This window comes from Brachybacterium muris (assembly GCF_016907455.1).
Lineage (GTDB): Bacteria > Actinomycetota > Actinomycetes > Actinomycetales > Dermabacteraceae > Brachybacterium > Brachybacterium muris.
In genome coordinates this window covers 2,832,005-2,850,620 of record NZ_JAFBCB010000001.1, presented here as the reverse complement: position 1 = coordinate 2,850,620, position 18,616 = coordinate 2,832,005, and the positions used below count along the sequence as shown (strand labels likewise).

Annotated in this window: 15 protein-coding genes; 12 read left to right on the top strand and 3 right to left on the bottom strand. The window is 71.0% G+C overall.

The window, feature by feature from the left end:
• Positions 1-25: 25 nt before the first annotated feature.
• The 3 genes from JOD52_RS13325 to JOD52_RS13315 form a co-directional block, all read right to left on the bottom strand.
• On the bottom strand, positions 26-1,318 hold the full coding sequence (locus JOD52_RS13325) for an ABC transporter substrate-binding protein (RefSeq protein WP_239551903.1): 1,293 nt from the start codon (positions 1,316-1,318) through the stop codon (positions 26-28).
• Between the two features lie 129 nt (positions 1,319-1,447).
• Positions 1,448-2,467 (bottom strand): dihydrodipicolinate synthase family protein, encoded by a 1,020-nt coding sequence (locus JOD52_RS13320; RefSeq protein ID WP_204410493.1) that lies wholly within the window; start codon positions 2,465-2,467, stop codon positions 1,448-1,450.
• A complete protein-coding gene (locus tag JOD52_RS13315) occupies positions 2,467-3,498 on the bottom strand; it encodes an NAD-dependent epimerase/dehydratase family protein (protein WP_204410491.1) in 1,032 nt (343 codons plus the stop codon). The genes JOD52_RS13320 and JOD52_RS13315 overlap by 1 nt, the downstream gene beginning before the upstream one ends.
• Before the next feature lie 174 nt (positions 3,499-3,672).
• On the opposite strand from JOD52_RS13315, the gene JOD52_RS13310 reads away from it, so the two are divergent.
• The 12 genes from JOD52_RS13310 (at position 3,673) to JOD52_RS13255 (ending at position 18,582) form a co-directional block, all read left to right on the top strand.
• On the top strand, positions 3,673-6,051 hold the full coding sequence (locus tag JOD52_RS13310; protein WP_204410489.1) for a hypothetical protein: 2,379 nt from the start codon (positions 3,673-3,675) through the stop codon (positions 6,049-6,051).
• Positions 6,052-6,154: 103 nt separating this feature from the next.
• Entirely contained in the window at positions 6,155-6,907 is a 753-nt protein-coding gene (locus JOD52_RS13305) for a hypothetical protein (protein ID WP_204410487.1), read from the top strand.
• The gene (locus JOD52_RS13300; RefSeq protein WP_204410486.1) at positions 6,904-8,094 is read left to right on the top strand and encodes a DegT/DnrJ/EryC1/StrS family aminotransferase; all 1,191 of its coding nucleotides are present in this window, start codon (positions 6,904-6,906) and stop codon (positions 8,092-8,094) included. The genes JOD52_RS13305 and JOD52_RS13300 overlap by 4 nt, the downstream gene beginning before the upstream one ends.
• Entirely contained in the window at positions 8,087-8,878 is a 792-nt protein-coding gene (locus JOD52_RS13295) for an amidohydrolase family protein (RefSeq protein WP_204410484.1), read from the top strand. Before JOD52_RS13300 ends, JOD52_RS13295 begins: the two co-directional genes overlap by 8 nt.
• Positions 8,875-9,801 (top strand): Gfo/Idh/MocA family oxidoreductase, encoded by a 927-nt coding sequence (locus JOD52_RS13290; RefSeq protein ID WP_204410482.1) that lies wholly within the window; start codon positions 8,875-8,877, stop codon positions 9,799-9,801. Before JOD52_RS13295 ends, JOD52_RS13290 begins: the two co-directional genes overlap by 4 nt.
• A 1-nt stretch (position 9,802) precedes the next feature.
• Positions 9,803-10,789 carry an NAD(P)-dependent oxidoreductase gene (locus tag JOD52_RS13285; protein WP_204410480.1) on the top strand — a complete coding sequence of 329 codons (987 nt, stop codon included), beginning with the start codon at positions 9,803-9,805 and terminating at the stop codon, positions 10,787-10,789.
• 68 nt (positions 10,790-10,857) lie between these two features.
• Positions 10,858-12,003 (top strand): histidinol-phosphate transaminase, encoded by a 1,146-nt coding sequence (locus tag JOD52_RS13280; protein WP_204410478.1) that lies wholly within the window; start codon positions 10,858-10,860, stop codon positions 12,001-12,003.
• 118 nt (positions 12,004-12,121) lie between these two features.
• Positions 12,122-13,444, top strand: a complete 1,323-nt coding sequence (locus JOD52_RS13275; protein ID WP_204410476.1) for an MFS transporter — start codon at positions 12,122-12,124, stop codon at positions 13,442-13,444.
• 164 nt (positions 13,445-13,608) lie between these two features.
• Complete coding sequence (locus JOD52_RS13270) at positions 13,609-14,898, top strand: Gfo/Idh/MocA family protein (RefSeq protein ID WP_204410475.1); 1,290 nt, start codon at positions 13,609-13,611, stop codon at positions 14,896-14,898.
• A 94-nt stretch (positions 14,899-14,992) separates the two neighbouring features.
• Positions 14,993-16,129 (top strand): thiamine pyrophosphate-dependent dehydrogenase E1 component subunit alpha, encoded by a 1,137-nt coding sequence (locus JOD52_RS13265; protein WP_204411718.1) that lies wholly within the window; start codon positions 14,993-14,995, stop codon positions 16,127-16,129.
• A complete protein-coding gene (locus JOD52_RS13260; RefSeq protein WP_204410473.1) occupies positions 16,126-17,115 on the top strand; it encodes an alpha-ketoacid dehydrogenase subunit beta in 990 nt (329 codons plus the stop codon). Before JOD52_RS13265 ends, JOD52_RS13260 begins: the two co-directional genes overlap by 4 nt.
• Positions 17,116-17,145: 30 nt before the next feature.
• Positions 17,146-18,582, top strand: coding sequence for a dihydrolipoamide acetyltransferase family protein (locus JOD52_RS13255; RefSeq protein ID WP_204410471.1), 1,437 nt, complete (start codon positions 17,146-17,148; stop codon positions 18,580-18,582).
• Positions 18,583-18,616: the final 34 nt, after the last annotated feature.

Below are 18,616 nucleotides of genomic sequence, written 5' to 3'. Positions count from 1 at the left end.
CCGTGTCAAGCGATGGCGGACGGGATCAGCCGAGGACCCCGCGCGCCTCCTCGGCGGCCGCCTTGATGGCCTCCTCGGGGGTCTTGTCACCCTGCAGCGCGGACTGGATGTGGGGCTTGAGGACCTCCATCACCTGACGCGACTTGGGGTAGATCTCGCCGGGGCGCGCGTACTCGAGCGCCTCGGTGAACGCCTTGGTGGCCTCGTCGTCCGCCGGCGGGGCGGCGTCCTTGAGCGAGGAGAACTGGCTGGCGATCTTGATGAGCTCGTCGGTCACCTCGGGCGAGGCGAGGTACTGCAGCACCTTGGCGGCCGCGTCCTCGTTCTCGTTGATCGCGGTGAGCGCCAGGACGCCCGGCATGCCGAAGCTCGCCTGCTCCTTGTTCTTCAGCGGCTGGCCGACCACGACGTTCTCCTCGCCGACGCCGGCCTTCATGAGCTCGACCTCGGACATGGACAGGGCGTAGCCCATCGCGGTCTTGCCGTTGCCCAGGCCGCCGCCCTCGACGTCGTTGTCCTTGGTGGCGGCGTCCTCCGGGATGCCGCCCATGCCCTTGAGATCGACGAGGAACTGCAGGACCTCGACGCCCTCGGGGCCGTCGAAGGCGATGTCGGAGCCGTCCTCGGTGAAGACGGTGCCACCGGCCTGCCACAGCAGCGGGTAGAAGCTGAGGTTCAGGGTCATGTTCGGGGAGCCGACGTAGTCCATCGCCACGACGCCCTTCTCGGCGAGGGCGGGAGCGGCGGCCTTGACCTCGTCCCAGGTCTCCGGGAGGGCGTCGATGCCGGCCTCCTCGAAGAGCTTCTTGTTGTAGGCGGTGGTGGTGGAGGTGTTGTAGATCGGGACGCCGTACAGGCCGCCCTCGAAGGTGACCGCCTCCAGGGAGCTGGGCAGGAAGTCGTCCTTGATGGACTCGATCGCCTTGTCCACCGGCTTGAGGCCGCCGGTGGTGAAGTAGTTCAGGGTGAGGTCCGGGGTGAGCAGGACGATGTCCGGGCCCTCCTTGCCGGCGATCGCGGTGGCGATCTTCTCGTCGCGGCCGTCCCAGGGCAGCAGCTCGATGGCGAGCTGGACATCCTCGTTCTTGCTGTTGAAGTCGTCCTTGACTTTGTTCCAGAACTCCTGGCTCTTGTTCTCGTCCGGGACGACCGGGTACATCCACAGGACGATCTCGGAGCTGCCGGAGACGCTGCCCGAGTCGCCGCCGCCGCCGCAGGCGGCGAGACTGGCCGCCGCGGTGACGGCGGCGGCGGAGCCCAGGAACATGCGGCGGGAGGTCGTCGAGATGGGGGCGCGGTGCGATGACTTCGGTGTCATGGCGTCTCTCCTTAGGGGTTGGCAACTGCTGTGAGAAAAGGTTATCTATCAGGCGTTTCGGGGTCGATGCGGTGGGCTGATCGTTGTGCTCCCGTGACCGACGGCGACGCCGGCCACGGGCGGTGCTCCTCAGGCGATGTCCTCGCGCCAGGAGTCGATGTTCTCGGCGATGAAGTCCTCGTCCAGGAGCTCGGGGTGACGCTCGCGGACGAGACGGATGCGGTCGGCCTGGCCGGGAGAGAGGATCTCGGTGTCGGACAGGCAGCGGGAGCTGGGCAGCAGGCCCTGCTGGCGCAGCATCTCGTTGACGCCGGCGATGGAGCCAGCGAAGCGGTTCTGCGGATCGAAGACGGCTTGGTTCACGTCGACCATGGCCATGCCGGTATCGAGCAGCTCCTGCGGGACAGGACCGTCATGGCCCTTCCAGAGGCGGCCGGTCAGCTCGACGGCGGCGCGGGTGCCCACCGCCCACTGGCCCAGCAGACCGCCCCGGAAGCGTATCTCGCGGCCGTCCACGGTGAAGGGGGTCATGAGGTCCGGGACGATCGCGTCGTCGTTGCCGGTCAGCAGTGCGACGTCCTCGCGGCCGCTGAGGGCGAGCTGCTCCATGATGTCCTTCGTCCGGTAGCGGTCGAAGGGTGCGACCTTGATGCCGACCAGCCGCTCGATGGTGAGCAGCTCCTCCCAGAAGGCGGGGGAGAGATACATACCGCCAACGGACTCCTGCATGTAGAAGCCGACGATCGGTAGCTCCGCGGCGACGGCGCGGGCGCGGTCCAGGATGCCGCGCTCAGTGCGGTCGGTGAGCCCGTGCGGGGAGAGCAGCGCCGCCTCGTAGCCGAGGTCCGCCGCCAGGGCGGCCTCCTCGGCGGCGGTGCGCGCATCGCCGACTATGCCGGCCACCAGCGTCGCCTCCGGGCCGAAGCTCTCGGCGACCTCGGCGGCCTCGGTGTAGACGCGGCGCAGCAGACCGCGATCGTCGTGGACCTCGAACTGGGTGGTGTGGACGGCGACGCCGAGGCCGGTGGCGCCGGCCGCCAGGTAGTAGCGGGTCAGCAGGCGCTGCGCGGCCCAGTCGGGGTGGCCGTCCTCGTCGACGGCCAGCGGATGGGCGGGGATGACGTGGGGCGGGGTGCCGAACAAATGCATCAGAAGCCACCGTCCCGCTGCTGGAACTTGGTGGGCTTGCCCAGCGTTCGGGCGCCGCTGCTGACCCACTCGGCGACCCAGCGGATGATCGTGGCCGGCGGGATGCTCGGGTAGCCGAACATCTCGTGGGCGCGGGCGGCGTTGTTCAGCAGAGCGGTGTTCGCCTCCTCGCCTGTGATCTCCAGGTCCCAGCCGGCGTGCTCGGCGAGGACCTCGGCGATGTACCGGGTGGAGAGGGTCTCCGGGCCGGTGCCGTTGAGGACGAAGGCCGGGTTCGAGGCGTGCGCCAGGGTCTGCAAGCTCCAGGCGTTCGAGTCGCGCTGCCACACGACGTTGACGGCCGGCATGGTGACGTCGACGGGGGCGCCCTCGGCGATGGTGCGGGCGATGTCCGCGATGACGCCGTAGCGCAGCTCGCAGGCGTAGTTCAGCCGGTAGATCGCAGTGGGGGTGCCCCAGCGGTCGGCGGCCTCGGCGAAGGCTTGCTCGCGCGCCGCGCAGGACTGCGCGTACATGCCGACGGGGCCGATCGGATCCTGCTCGGTGGCGCCACCCCTGGAGACCGGGCGCAGCGGGTAGACGTTGCCGGTCGAGTAGGCGACGGAGGGGACCCCGCGGTAGCGGGAGGCGCAGAAGCCGGGGACGACGGCGTTGAGCCACCAGGTCTTCGCCGGATTCCCCGTGGCACCGAACTTGTGGCCGAGTAGATACATGACCGCGCCGGCGTCAGGCAGGCCCGCCCAGGAGTCGGGGTCGGAGAGGTCGGCCGAGACGATCTCGATGCCGTGCTCGCGCAAGGAGGCGGCGGCCGTCTCGTCGGACCAGCGGGACACGGAGATCACGCGGGAGTCGGAACCGGCCTCGTCGAGCGCGCGGCGCGCCATGCGTGCAAGGGTGGGGCCGACCTTGCCACCGCCGCCCAGCAGGACGATGTCCCCGTCGATCGCGGACAGGGCCTCGGTGACGCCGGGGGTCGGCGCGGACAGTAGCTCGTCGAGCGCCGTCTCGTCCTCAGGGCGGTGCAGTGTCATCGGATCCTCCTTGACGATGTGGTCCGATAGTAAAGCCTTACTGTCCGGCTCGCAATGGAGACCGACGATGTGGTCGCTCGAGACGCTGTCGAGCGGATTCGCTGTCCGAGAAGGGTGGTGTGGCTAGGGCTGCTAGGGTACGGTACAGAAACGCTTTTCTATCGAGGAGGATGGATGCGCACTCCCACGACCGTCACCGCGGCCCGCCCCGGGGCCCTGAGACTGCTCGTCCTGGTACTGGCCCTCGCGCTGGGTGTCACCCTCGGCGCGCCCGGCGCTCCGGCCGTCGCCGATGACCAGGCGGCGACACCTGTGCCCGGTGCCGAGCAGGACCTCGGCTACGCGATCCCAGGTTCCGTGCTCTCGCCCGACTCCTCGCTCGGCGTCGGATCCGACGGGCGCCTCTACGCCTTCTACGTGAGCAACGGCAACGACGAAGTGCCGATCATGCTCCAGGTCGTCGACGTCGAGAAGCAGGAGCTCGCCTTCTTCCAGCGCGCCCCGCGCGGCAAGAACTCCTGGGCAACCGCGTACTCCCCGCACGATCAGCGGGTCTACTTCGGCTCTACCGACGGCGACATGTACTCCTGGGGCGCGGGCGACACCGAGATCACCGACCTCGGCACCCCGTTCGAGGGCGAGGGCGTGTGGCGCCTGACCGCGGCCCCCGACGGCCTGATCTACGGCGGCACCTACCCGGGCGCCCTGCTGTTCTCCTACGACCCCGCTAGCGGCGAGTTCGAGGACCTCGGCTCCCCGCTGCCCGGCGAGACCTACCTGCGCGGCCTCGACGCGAACGAGGACTACGTCGTCGCCGGAAGCCAGCCGAACGCCGAGCTCGCCCGCATCGACCGGGACACCGGCGAGGTCCGCGCCGTCGAGTCCCCGCTCGGCGTCCAGAACACCGCCTATGACATCACCATCGCCGCCGGGCTGCTGTTCGTGCGCTACGAGCCGATCAACGCCCTCGTCGTCTACGACCTCGAGACCCTCGAGATCGTGAACACGGTCGAGAAGATCACCGGCCGCGTCATCTCCGACCTCGACCCGACGGGCCGCTTCGTCATGCTGCGCCTGAACAACGGCGTCGACCCCGTCGGTATCTACCGCTACTACGTCGAGGACCACCGCCTGGAGCACACCGGCTTCAACCCCAACGCGTTCCCCGGCGCATACATCTGGCACGAGTTCGAGGACCAGGAGACCTTCCCCGGTCACAGCCTCGTCCTCACCTACAACCGCGGCCGCACCTACGCGCGGAACTTCGAGAGCAGCAAGGGCCTCTACATCGGAGAGTCGATCCTCGAGAAGACCCCCAACCCTATCCAGGAGGTCGCAGCGGGGCCCGACGGGAAGATCTACGTCCCCGGCTTCCTGTCGCCGCCGAGCATGGCGCAGTTCGATCCGGCCGACGACACCTTCACCCAGCTCGCCGGCGCCGGCCAGGTCGAGGGCCTCGGCGTCTACGACGACCTGCTTCTCATGGGCCGGTATCCGAACGGCCTTCTGACCTCTTACGACACCACTCAGCCCTGGGACAGTGGGACCAACCCGGCCGAGCCCCGACAGCTCGGCTCCGAGCAGGACCGCCCCCAGTCGATCGTCCGCGTCGGTGACCGCGTCGCCGTCTCCTCGGTGCCGAAGTCGGGGCGCCTCGGCGGCGCCATCACCTTCTGGGATCCGATCAGTGGCGAGATGGAGGTGCACACCGGTCACGTGAAGGACCAGGCCCCTGTCTCCCTCGCCGAGCGTGACGGCCTGCTGTACGCCGGCACCACCATCAACGGCGGCTACGGCATCGATCCCGTCGCCACCGAGGCGCACCTGATCGTCATCGACCCAGACACCGGTGAGGTGGTCCATGACGTCGTCCCGGTGCCCGGCGCGCAGACCGTCTCGGCCCTGAGCTTCGACGAGGCCGGCAAGCTGTGGGCCAACGCAGACGGTGCGCTCGTCCGCTTCGACCCGGAGACCCGCGAGGTGGAGCTCGCCGAGCAGATCTTCCCGGTCTCCCGCTCCATGTACGGCACCGACCGGCACATCGAATTCCGCGAGGACGGCTACCTGTACGCCACCTCCGGCGGCGCCCTGTGGCGCGTGGACCCCGTCAGCCTGGAGACCATCCGCATGGCGCACACCCGCGTCGCCTACCTGGCGCAGGACGCCAGCGGCGACCTGTACTTCGCCCGTGGATCGCGCCTGTATCGATGGGACTTCGCGGCCGAGAGCGCCGGCGGCGACCTCGCCGCACCCGTCACCACGGCGACCCGGGGCTTCACCAGCGGCAAGGGGCCGCGACGCCTCGCCGTCACCCTCAGCGCCGAGGACGCGGGCACCGTCACCGGCACCGAGTACCGGATCGATGGCGGCGCCTGGACGGTCTATGACGGGCCGATCGCCTTCAGGCCGTCGTCGAGCCCGTATCGGCTCGAATACCGGTCCGTCGATGCCGCGATGCACCGCGAGGGCATCCGCACCATGCTCGTGGACACGGCGCGTTCCGACCTGCGGCCGGGCTGCCCCGACCAGTCGGCCCCCGACTGCCGCGGCTGACCGGGCAGGCCGTCCGAGCACGGGAGCGCGGGCCGCACCGATCCGGCCCGCGCCCCGCGACTGCGTGATATCCAGGGACCACCGACCACCGAAAGGGCATCCGATGCCAGGGTTCTTCGAGCGGCTGGCCGCCGACGAGCGGCCCATCGCGCTGGACTGCGACGTGGCCGCTGGCCTGTGGCCCTCCCGTGCCGACGTCGACGGCTCGCCCGAGGCGATCGACGCGATCCTGCGTCGCGGCGGCATCGCCAATGCGCTCGTCGCTTCCGCCCAGGCCTGCTGGTACGACGAGGCCGGCGGCGCCGAGGAGCTCCAGGCGTGGTCGCAGGTCCACGGCTGGCTCCGCTGCAACGCCGTCAACCTCCACGACGCGATCGGCATCGACGACCGCCTGGACGCCTGGCTCGAAGACGGCGTGCGCGCGATCCGCATCGGATCCACCACCCAGAACGTCGCCCCCGGACGGCCCGGCTACCAGCGGATCGTCGACGAGGCCGCCTCCCGCGGCATGGTCATGCTCGTCGAAGGGCTGTTCTCACAGGTCCACAGCTTCTTCCGCGGCAAGGGGGCCAAGGTGGTCTTCCTGGACGCCACCTACTACGAGATGGCGGACTTCCTCCTGGTCGCCCAGGAGGAGCCGGGCTTCGTCACCTCCACCCGCAAGATGCTCGGCCCGGACGCCTTCGAGACCGTGTGTGGCGAGGTCGGCGCCTCCCACCTCGCCTTCGGCTCCGGTAGCCCGCTGCAGGACCTCGAGCCGACCGTGTGGCGCCTGCGCGACGCACGCCTGAGCCCCGCGGACTTCGAGGCTGTCGCCGGAGGCACCCTCCGATCTCTGCTCGAGCCGGGCTCATGAGCAGCGGATACCCCGACGTCTTCAGCGCCCCAGGCCGACGGATCGGCGTCGAGGAGGAGGAAGCAGTTCTGCGCGTGCTGCGCAGCGGCCACCTGTGGCGAGTCGACGGCACCGATACGCCCGCCCTCGAACACGAGTTCGCCGAGCTGATGGGCGCCCGGCACGCGGCGGCCTTCGCGACCGGCACCGCGTCCCTGCACGCCGCTGTCGCAGCCCTGGACCTCGAGCCCGGGGACGAGGTCATCGTCCCGCCGATCACCGACGCCGGCACCACCATCGGCGTCATCGCCGAGGGGCTTGTCCCCGTTTTCGCCGACCTGGACCCCGTCACCGGCTGCCTCACCGCGCAGACCGTCGCCGCCGCGATCGGCCCGCGCACCCGCGCCGTGATGGTCGTCCACCTCTTCGGCGGCGGCGCCGACGTGGAGGGCATCGCCGAAGTGTGCCGCCCCCGCGGCGTCCGCATCATCGAGGACTGCGCCCAGGCGTACTGGACCCGGACCCCGTCGGGCGCCGTCGCGGGCACCGTCGGCGACATCGGCTGCTTCTCCCTGCAGCAGTCCAAGCACGTCACCACCGGCGACGGCGGCCTGCTGATCACCGACGACCCCGCTCTGGCCCGTCGGGCGCGGCTCTTCGCCGACAAAGGGTGGCCTCGCGAGGAGGGCACCCGAACGCACCTCGAGCACGGACTGAACTACCGGATGTCCGAGCTCATCGCCGCCGTCGCCCGCGTCCAGATCACCCGCGCCGTGGGCGTCGTCGCCGACCGGCGACGCGTCGCACAGGCCTGGGACCAGGCGCTGGAGAGGCCCGGCCTCACCCTCGCTCCACGGCCCGAGGACCACAGCTACTGGCTGTACCCCGTCGTCATCGACCCGGCCGTGATCGACCGCGACCAGCTCGTCGCGCGGATCCGCGCCGTCGGACTCCCCGCCTCTGCCGGCTATCTCGAGCGCGTCCTGTACGCCAACCCGGTCTTCACCCAGCGCCGCACCTTCGGCACCTCCGGGTGGCCGTTCACGCTCAGCGAGCGCGGGAGCCCGCACTGCCCGCAGGCCGAGATCCTCGTCGGCTCCACCCTCGTCACCATCGCGGTGAACGAGAACCTCACCCCGGCGCAGATCGAGACCTCCGCCCGCGACCTCGCCCAGATCGCCGCCGACCTCGGGAGCACCGATGCCTGACCTCCATCCGATCGCCCGAACCCGCTACATCATCGACACCCACTCCCACACCGGGCCCTACTTCTTCCACATGGGCTCCGACGACGTGCGCGAGAACCTGCGAATGTGCGAGCACTGGGGGATCACCCGCCAGATCGTCTCCGCCTCCCGCGGCGTCTTCCACGACGCCGTCGCCGGCAACGAGCAGATGGCCCGAGACCTCGAGGGCAACGAGAACCTGCGCGGCTACGCCGTCATCAACCAGCGCAACCTCGACATGGCCGAGAAGGAGATGGACCGATGGCTGCAGCCCGGCAGCCCCTTCGTCGGCGTCAAGGTGCACACCCACTACCCGCACACCACCATGAGCTCCCCCCAGCTGCGCGACGCCTTCGCCCTGTTCGCCCAACGGCGCACCGTCATGCTGATCCACACCTGGGGCACCGACGTCGTCGACCTCGCCCGCGCCGTCAAGGACCTGGACGGCCTCCAGGTGATCGCCGGGCACATGGGCGCGGACCGCTGGGACCTCGCCGCCGAGGTCGCGAACGACACCCCGAACCTGTGGATCGAGCCGTCCTGCTCCGTCGCGCTCGCCGGCCAGATGCGCCACGTCATGACGCACGGACCGACGGACCGCGTGCTGCTGGGCACCGACTCGACCCTCCTGGACCCTGCGGTCGCCTTCGGACAGATCGCCGCCGCGGACCTCCCGCAGGACCAGCTCGAGGACGTCCTGTGGCGCAACGCCGTGCGACTGTTCGGCACCGAAGCCCTCGGGCTCCCGGAGGACGCCGCCGCATGACCCGCATCGCGATCATCGGCCTCGCCAACAGCCACCCGCGCATCGACGCCCGCAACCTGGCGTCCCTGCGTCCCGGCGTGCGCTTCCTGGTGCAGGACGAGGATCCGGCGCGGGTCCAGGATTTCCTCGCCGAGCACCCCGAGCGAGCCGAGCAGGCCGCGACCGTCGCCGACGTCGTGGACGCCGGCTGCGCGGCGGCCCTGGTGACCGTGCCCCCGGCGCAGGTCGCCTCGCTCGTCGGCCCGCTGCTCGAGGCCAGCACCGCCGTGCTCATCACGAAGCCGGCAGCCACCACGACGCAGGAGCTGGAGGCGCTGGACGCCGCCGTCCGCGGCCACGAGGACAGGGTCCTCACCTGCTCACCGCTGCGTATGGCGCCGGCCGTCGCCGCGCAGCTGCGCGCCCTCGGTGACGCGACGGTCGCCGCCCGCGCCCACGCTGCCCACGACATCGGCTACTGGACGAGGCCCGAGAACCACTGGCAGGACGAGGCCGGCGGGCTCGTGCCCATGATGGGCGTGCACGCCCTCGACCTGCTCGAACTGGCCCTCGGCCCCTCCCTGCGCGTTACCGCCTGCACGACGGGCCCGCCGAGGGACGGCGTGCTCACCTCGCCGTGGCACGCCGAGGGTCGCGCGAAGGCCGACGGGCGCCAGGCCGTCTTCACCCTGGACGGCGCCGTCGGCGGCCAGCACTACACGCTCGAGATCGACACCGCCGACGGCACCCGGACCATCGCCCTGGGCGAGGACGGACAGGAGGACCCCTTCGGCTTCCGCACCCTCGCCGGCCACTTGCTCGCGATGGCCGGCGGCGCGCCTTCCCCGCTGCCCTGGCCCCGCAGCCGTGCCGTCCTGCAGGCCGTCGCCGACGCCACCCGCCTCTCCCGCCGCAGTGAGGCCCGAGACCAGGAGACCCCCTGAGATGACCGCCATCCATGTCGCCATCCCCGCCCGGCACCGACGCGTGCTGTTCACCGACAGTGCCTGGGCGCGACTGTGCGCGCTCGGTGAGGTCACCGTGCTCCCGGAGGACGCCACCGCGCTCCCGGAGGATCTGTTCTCGACCACCGATGTGCTGCTGACAGGCTGGGACACCCCGCATCTGGCCCGCGTCAACGGGGACCGCCTGCGGCTGATCGTGCACACCTCTGGCACCTGGCGGGACGCCCTTGGGCCGGAGGTCTTCGCCTCCGAAGTGACCGTGACCCAGGCCGGCAGCGATCCGATGGCCCGTGCTGTCGCCGAGTTCGCCCTCACGATGGAGCTCATGCTGCTGCGCGAGGCCCACACCTACGACCGCGGCATGCAGACCACCCGCGACTACACCGCGAGCCGGCAGCCCGAGTACGGGACGGCGATCCACGCCGTGGGCCACGGCCTCATCGGCCTGAGCCGCGTGGGCCTGTGGCATCTGCGCATGCTGCAGGGCCTGGGATGCACCGACATCGTTGCCTACGACCCCTACATCTCCGCCGAGCGCGCTGAGCAGCTCGGCGTGCGCATGGTCGGGCTCGAGGAGGCGATGGCCCACCCGGTCGTCGCGCTCCACGCGCCGGTCACCCCGGAGACCCGCGGCATGATCGGAGCCCGGGAGCTCGCCCTCGTCCCGGACGGCGGCATCGTGCTCAACACGGCCCGGGCCGCGATCGTCGACGCCGCGGCGCTCGAGGCCGAGCTCGTCGCCGGCCGCCTGCGCGCCGGCCTCGACGTGTTCGACCAGGAGCCGCTGCCCGCCGACTCGCCCCTGTACGGACTCCCGAACGTGCTGCTCGCCCCCCATGTGGCCGGGGCGACGCGAGAAGCTCGCTGGGAGATGGGCGACACCGCCGTCGACGAGACGGAGCGCTTCCTGCACGGTAGAGACGTGAGCCATCGCGTGGATCCCGCCACGGTCGAGCAGCTGAGCTGACCCGCGCGCACGTCGGTGCACGGCGGACGGCCCGGTCCCGTCGGCCGGCCGCGCCCTACCCTGTCGGCATGAACGAGACCAGCGCCCCCGACCAGTACCAGCCCGCCGCCGACCCGCTGGCCCCCGTAGAGCGGATCCGCACCCGCGCCTGCCTCGAGGCGCTGCCCGCCTACATCGCCGGGAAGCCGTCCGTGGACGACGGCCGACGCCGCTTCAAGGTCTCCTCCAACGAGTCGCCCTATGCCCCGATCCCCGCGGTCGTCGAGGCGGCGACTGAGGCGCTGGCGACCAGCAACCGTTACCCGGACATGGGCGTGCTCGCCCTGCGCGAGGCGCTCGCCGCCCGGCACGACGTCGACCCGCAGCAGATCTGCGTCTCCACCGGCTCCACCGCCGTCATCGCCGACCTGGTGCGGGCCGTCGTCGACCCGGGCGACGAGGTGGTCTACCCGTGGCGGTCCTTCGAGGCGTACCCGATCATCGTCGGCGCCCAGGGCGGCAACAGCGTCCGCGTGCCGCTGACCGCGAGCCACGAGCACGACCTGCCGGCGATGGCTGCGGCGATCACTCACCGGACCCGGCTTGTGCTGCTGTGCACCCCGAACAACCCCACCGGGACGGCTCTGAGCCACGAGGCGCTCGCCGACTTCCTACGCCGGGTGCCCGAGGACGTCGTGGTCGCCATCGACGAGGCGTACCGCGAGTTCCACGAGCCCGCCACCGTCGCCGACACCACCGCGCTGTTTCGCGAGCACGCCAACGTGGTGCTGCTGCGCACCTTCTCGAAGCTGCAGGGCCTGGCCGGCCTGCGGATCGGCTACGCGATCGCTCACCCGCGCCTGGCCCGAGCCCTCACCGCCGTCACCATCCCCTTCGGCACCAGCGCTCCTGCGCAGGCCGCCGCCCTGGCCTGCTTGCGGCCAGAGGTGCTCGAGGAGCTCGACCGACGGGCCGATGCTCTGCGCGCCGAACGCGATCGCGTGCAGGGCGCCCTGGCCGCCGACGGGTGGGACCTGCCGCGCTCGCAGGGCAACTTCCTGTACTTCCCGATGGCCGAGCGCAGCGGCGAGTTCGCCGCCTTCGCCGAGCAGCGCGGCTTGGTGCTGCGGGCCTATGGGGTGGACGGTGTGCGTGCCACCATCGCCGAGCAGGAGGCCAACGACCTGCTGATCGACATCTGCGGCCAGTGGCGTGAGCGCGACGCGCAGGCCTGAGAGGCGCCGACGGCCCACGGCAACCCACTGGGGCCGGTACGCCCCGAGCGGCCCTTGGGCGTACCCTCCTGGCGGCGGGCCAGCAGGACCGAGCCGGATCGAAGGAGGAGCAGAGCGGATGAGCAGCGTCAACGCGCCACGTCTGGGAGGCTCGCGGGCCTACGCGGTGTGGATCGCGGCGGTGCTCGCCTACGCCTCGGCAGTGCTCCAGCGCACCACCATGGGCGTGGCCGGACTTGACGCCACCGAGCGCTTCGGCGCCTCCGCCACCATCGTCTCCACCTTCGTGGTGGTGCAGCTGCTGGTGTATGCGCTGGCGCAGGTCCCGGCCGGCCTGCTGCTGGACCGGTACGGCTCCCGGGTCACGCTCACCGCCGGCGCAGTGCTGATGGCCGCCGGTCAGCTGCTGCTGGCCCACGCCGACACCGTCACCGTGGCGATCCTGGCGCGAGTGGTGGTGGGCGCGGGGGACGCCCTCACGTTCTCCAGTGCCATCCGCCTGGTGCCGGCCTGGTTCCCCGCCGCCCGGGTCCCGATCCTCACCCAGCTCACCGGGATCCTGGGCCAGGTGGGGCAGATCGCCTCCGCCGTGCCTTTCGTGATGATCCTGTCCCTGCACGGGTGGGCCCCGGCCTTCACCGCCTCTGCCGGGGTGGCGGCCTGCGGAGCGCTGCTGGCACTTCTCCTGGTTCGAGCCACCCCACCTGGGACGCGCCGCCCCACCGTGAAGCAGGACCTTCGGCGCATCCCCCTGGTGCTGGGACGCATCCTCCGCCACCCCGCCACCCAGCTCGGATTCTTCACCCATCTCACCTCCGGGTTCCCCGGGATCGCGTTCTCCATGATGTGGGGGTTCCCGTACCTCACGGCGGGGGAGCGGCTGCCGCTGCCGGTGGCATCCGGGGTGATGACGGTCCTGGTGCTCGCAGGCATCGTCTCCGGGCCCGTGATCGGCGCGCTCACCCAGCGCCACCCGCTGCGCCGCTCCACCCTGGTGCTGCTGATCATCGCCACCATCCTGGTTCCGCTGATCGCCCTGGTGCTCTGGCCGGGACCCGCCCCTATGTGGCTGCTGATCGTGCTGGTGGCAGGCCTGGCGATCGGCGGTCCCGGTTCCAACGTGGGCTTCGACTTCCCGCGCACGGACCTGGCCCGGCACCGCCTGGGCACCGCGACCGGTGTGGTGATCATGGGCGGTTTCGTCGGCGGCCTGGTGGCGATCCTGGTGATCGGCCTGGTGCTGGACGCCCTGCGTCCCGACGGTGCCTACGACCTGGAGGCCTTCCGCATCGCCTTCGCGGTGCAGATCCCGCTGATCCTCGCCGGGATCACCGGGATGCTGGTGTGCCGCCGCAACCTGCGCCGCCGCATGGCTGCCCGCGGGCAGGTGGTCCCGCCGTGGCGCGAGGTGCTCCGCAACGGCCGCTGGCGGAGGATCTGACCCCCGGACCGGATGCCGCCGGCCATCCCGGGGGACGCTCGTGGCGTGTCGGCCCGGGACGATCACTAGGCTGGTCCGCAACCACCCGCCCGGTGCCGCGTGGCCGTGCCCAAGCCCCGCAGCCCCGCCCCCACTTCGTCGTTCTTCCAGCTCAGGAGCCTTCCATGACGTTCACCCTCGGCATCGTCGGCATCGGCCAGTTCGGCTCGCACTTCGCGGAGCTGTTCGCCGCTCACCCCGAGATCGACGCCCTGTACGCGGTGGACTCCATCCCCGAGCGGATCGACGCCGTCGAAGCACGCGGTGTGCCGTTCGCCGGGCGCTTCGACACCATCGAGGACCTGCTGGCCTCGGACGTGGACGCGGTGGCGATCTTCACCCAGCGCTGGACCCACGGCGAGCACGCCCTGATGGCCCTGCGAGCCGGCAAGCACGTGTACTCCGCGGTGCCCATGGCCATCGAGGAGGAGGAGATCCGGCAGATCACCGAGGAGGTGGAGCGCACCGGGCTGGTGTACATGATGGGCGAGACCAGCCAGTACAACGCCGCCGTGGTGCTGGCCCGCCGCCTGTACCGGCAGGGCGTGTTCGGCGAGGTGTTCTACGCCGAGGGCGACTACGTGCACGACATGGACCTGGGGTTCTACGACGCCTATAAGTACTCCGGCGGCGAGCAGTGGAAGTCCACCGCCTCCTACCCGCCCCTGCTGTACCCCACCCACTCCATCGGCGGCATCCTGGGCGTGATACCCAACCACGCCGTGTCCGTCTCGGCGATCGGCCGGCCCGACACCCGCGGTGATGGCGTGTTCGACAAGGACGTCTCGATGTTCGGCAACGACGTCTCCAATGCCTTCGCCCTGTTCGAGATGGACAACGGCGGCGCCTTCCGCACCAACGAGCTGCGCCGCGTGGGCTACCCCTCCCACAAGCGCGAGTCCCGCTTCCGCTTCTTCGGTGAGGACTCCTCCTTCGAGGAGACCATCGAGGTGACCTACTGGCACGACAAGGAGCGCGTGCTGGAGGTGACCGACCTGATCAGCACCGATGCCACCATGAGCCTGGACGATCCGCGCCTGGCCGATGTGTCCCCGGCGCTGCGCGACGCCTTCGTGGCCGGCGCCGCCTCAGCCCACAACCAGGCCCGCCTGCCCAAGGAGTTCCAGGGCAAGCCCAACGGCCACGAGGGTGCCCACCACTTCCTGGTGGACGACTTCGCCCGCGCCGTGGTCGACGGCATGCAGCCGATGGTCAACGCCTGGCAGGCCGCCCGTTACACCCTGCCCGGGGTGATCGCCCACCAGTCGATGAACCGCGGCGGCGAGCGCCTGCCGATCAACGACCTGGGCGACTGCCCGCTGCCGGTGCAGGACCTGGACGCTGATCAGGAGCCCCTGGACCTCGACGCTCTGTTCGCCGAGCAGGAGGCGAGGAAGGGAACCGTCGCCGAGTGAGGCACACCGCCTTCATACCTACGGAACCGTAGGTTACGATTCCGTCGTGAGCGCGTTCTCGACGACCATCCCCTCCGTCGCCGACCAGGAGCCGATGATCCAGCTCCTGGGGCCCGACGGCACCCGCACCCCGCACGAGGAGTTCGATGCCGTCCTGGCAGGTGACGGCGCCGCCGTGAACGGTGCCGGTGCGGATCTCGCCTCCCCGGAGCGCCTGCGCGGCTACTACCGCGACATGGTGATGATCCGCGCGGCGGATCTCGAGGCCACCTCCCTGCAGCGCCAGGGCCAGCTGGGCCTGTGGGCCAGTGCGCTCGGCCAGGAGGCCGCCCAGATCGGCGCCGGCCACGCGGCCAGGACCCAGGACTACCTGGTGCCCACCTACCGCGAGCACGGCGTGGCCTGGGCGCGCGGCATCGAGCCGATGCGACTGCTGGAGATGTACCGGGGGATCTCCCACTGCGGCTGGGACCCCTACGAGCTGCGCACCCACCCGTACATGATCGTGCTGGGCTCCCAGGCGCCCCACTCCGTGGGCTACGCGATGGGCCTGCAGCGCGACGGCGTTGTCGGTACCGGCGACCTCGAGACCGACACCGCGGTGCTGGCCCTGTTCGGCGACGGCGCCTCCAGCGAGGGCGAGGTCTCCGAGTCCTTCACCTTCGCCGCCTCCTTCCAGGCGCCGGTGGTGTTCTACACCCAGAACAACCAGTGGGCGATCTCCGTGCCCACATCCGTGCAGACCCGCGTGCCGCTGGCCCAGCGCTCCCGCGGTTGGGGTATCCCCTCGATCCGCGTGGACGGCAACGACGTGCTGGCCGTGCTGGCTGCCGTGCGCTCGGCGATGGACTCCGCCCGCGCTGGCCAGGGCCCCCGCTTCATCGAGGCCATGACCTACCGCATGGCCGCCCACACCACCAGCGACGACGCCTCCCGCTACCGCAGCAGCCAGGAGGAGCAGGAGTGGGGCGAGAAGGACCCGATCCTGCGCCTGCGCCTCCACCTCGAGCAGCTGGACCAGATCGACGAGGACTTCGTGAAGGCCTGCGACGAGGAGGCCCACGACCTCGCCATGCGCCTGCACCACTTCATCCACGACATGCCCGACCCGGACCCGATCGCCATGTTCGACCACGTGTACACAGAGCCCCACCCGGTGGTGGAGCGCGAACGGGAGCAGTACCTGCGGTACGCCGCCCAGTTCGAGACCGACGAGGGGACCGGCCGATGAGCACCACCTCCAGCACCCTGCCGATCGCCAAGGCCATCACCGCCGGCCTGCGCGACGCCATGCACGCCGACGACCGCGTGCTGATCATGGGGGAGGACGTGGGCGTGCTGGGCGGCGTCTTCCGCGTCACCGACGGCCTGCACGCCGAGTTCGGCTCCCAGCGCGTGGTGGACACCCCCCTGGCCGAGGCCGGCATCGTCGGCACCGCCGTGGGCCTGGCCTACCGCGGCTACCGGCCCGTGGTGGAGATCCAGTTCGACGGCTTCGTGTTCCCCGCCTTCAACCAGATCACCACCCAGGTCGCCAAGATGCACTACCGCACCCAGGGCGCCGTGAGCATGCCGATCGTGATCCGCATCCCCCACGGCGGCGGCATCGGCGCGGTGGAGCACCATTCCGAGAGCCCCGAGGCGCTGTTCGCCCACACCGCCGGGCTGCGCATCCTGGCCCCCGCCACCAGCCAGGACGCCTACTGGATGACCCGCCAGGCCATCGAGAGCGACGACCCGGTGATCATGCTGGAGCCCAAGCGCCGCTACTGGGTCAAGGGCGACGTGGACCCCGACCACCGCCCCGAGCTGCCCCCGTGGCAGGCAGCCGTGGCCCGCCCCGGCACCGACGCCACGCTGCTCGCCTGGGGCCCCAGCGTGCCCCTGGCCCTGGAGAGCGCCGAGGCCGCCGCGGCCGACGGCGTGGACCTCGAGGTGATCGACGCCCGCTCCCTGGCACCCCTGGACCTGCCCACGATCTACGAGTCCGTGAAGCGCACCGGCCGCCTCGTCATCGTGCACGAGGCGCCCGTCGTCGGTGGTCTCGGCGGGGAGATTGCCGCGCGCGTGGCCGAGGAGTGCTTCTACCACCTCGAAGCCCCCGTGCTGCGGGTTGGCGGCTACCACACCCCCTACCCACCGGCCCGCATGGAGCACGCCTACCTGCCCGACCTCGACCGGGTGCTGGACGCGGTGGACCGCGTCCTCGCACACTGAGCGCACCCACCCCTGTGGAAGGATCACCCCATGGCTGAGCCCACCGACCCCCAGGCCACCGGTAGCATCGTGCGGATCAACCTCACCGACCCCGGTGAGGGCCTCACCGAGGCCGAGATCGTCGACATCAAGGTGGCCGTCGGCGACACCGTCGCCATCAACGACGCGGTGATCGAGGTGGAGACCGCCAAGAGCGCCGTCGAACTGCCCAGCCACGTCGCCGGCACCGTCACCAAGGTGCTGGTGTCCGTGGGCCAGGAGGTGCCCGTCGGCGCCCCCCTGTTCGAGGTCGACACCAGCGGCGGCCCCGCCCCGCAGCAGAGCCCCGCCGCGGGCGAGGCCGTGGAGTCCACCCCGCAGGAGACCGCCCAGGCCGCCTCCGAGGACGATGAGCCGAAGGACGAGGACCAGCCCAAGAACCTCGTCGGCTACGGCGCCCCGTCGGCCCCGCAGCGCCGCCGCCGTCGCCGCACCACCCAGGAGGAGGACACCCAGGTCCCCATCGACCGGATCCTCGCCAAGCCCCCCGTGCGCAAGCTCGCCCGCGACCTCGGCATCGCGCTCGCCGACGTGCTGGCCACCGGGCCCGATGGCACGGTCACCCGTGAGGACGTGCTGGCCGCCCAGCAGCGCGCCATGAGCGGCGACACCGTCACCGTGCACGACGGCCAGTACTTCCCCGAGGAGTCCCCGCAGGCCCCCGCCGGCCTGGACGCGGCGATGAAGTCCAGCCTCCACCAGCCCTTCGCGGGCGTCACCAGCGACGAGCGCACCACCCGGGTGCCGATCCGCTCGGTGCGCAAGCGCACCGCGGAGGCGATGGTGGCCTCCGCCTTCACCGCCCCGCACGTGACGGTGTTCAACGAGATCGACATGACCGAGGCCATGCGGATCGTGCAGCAGCTGCGCGCCTCCCGCGAATGGCAGGGCGTGAAGGTGAGCCCCCTGGTGGTCGTGGCCAAGGCGCTGCTGACCGCGATCCGCCGCAACCCCGAGGTCAACGCCTCCTGGGACGAGGACGCCGGCGAGATCGTCTACAAGCACTTCGTGAACCTCGGCATCGCCGCGGCCACCCCGCGCGGCCTGATCGTGCCCAATATCAAGGACGCCCACCTGATGACCCTGCGGGAGCTGGCCGAGCAGATCGACGAGCTCGCCAAGACGGCCAGGGCCGGCCGCACGCCGCTCTCCGCGACCCGTGAGGGCACCATCACCATCACCAACTTCGGCGTGTTCAACATCGACTCGGGCACCCCGATCCTGAACCCCGGGGAGTCCGTGATCCTGGGCGTCGGCGCGATCAAGGAGAAGCCCTGGGTGGTGGACGGACAGGTGGTTCCCCGCCAGGTCGCCCAGCTGGCACTGAGCTTCGACCACCGCCTGATCGACGGGGCACTGGGGGCGGAACTTCTGCGCGACATCTCCGCCGTGCTGGAGGACCCGTCGCTGGGTCTCGTGTGGGGTTGACCCCGCCCGCTGTGCGCAGGCGGCAGCCTGACCG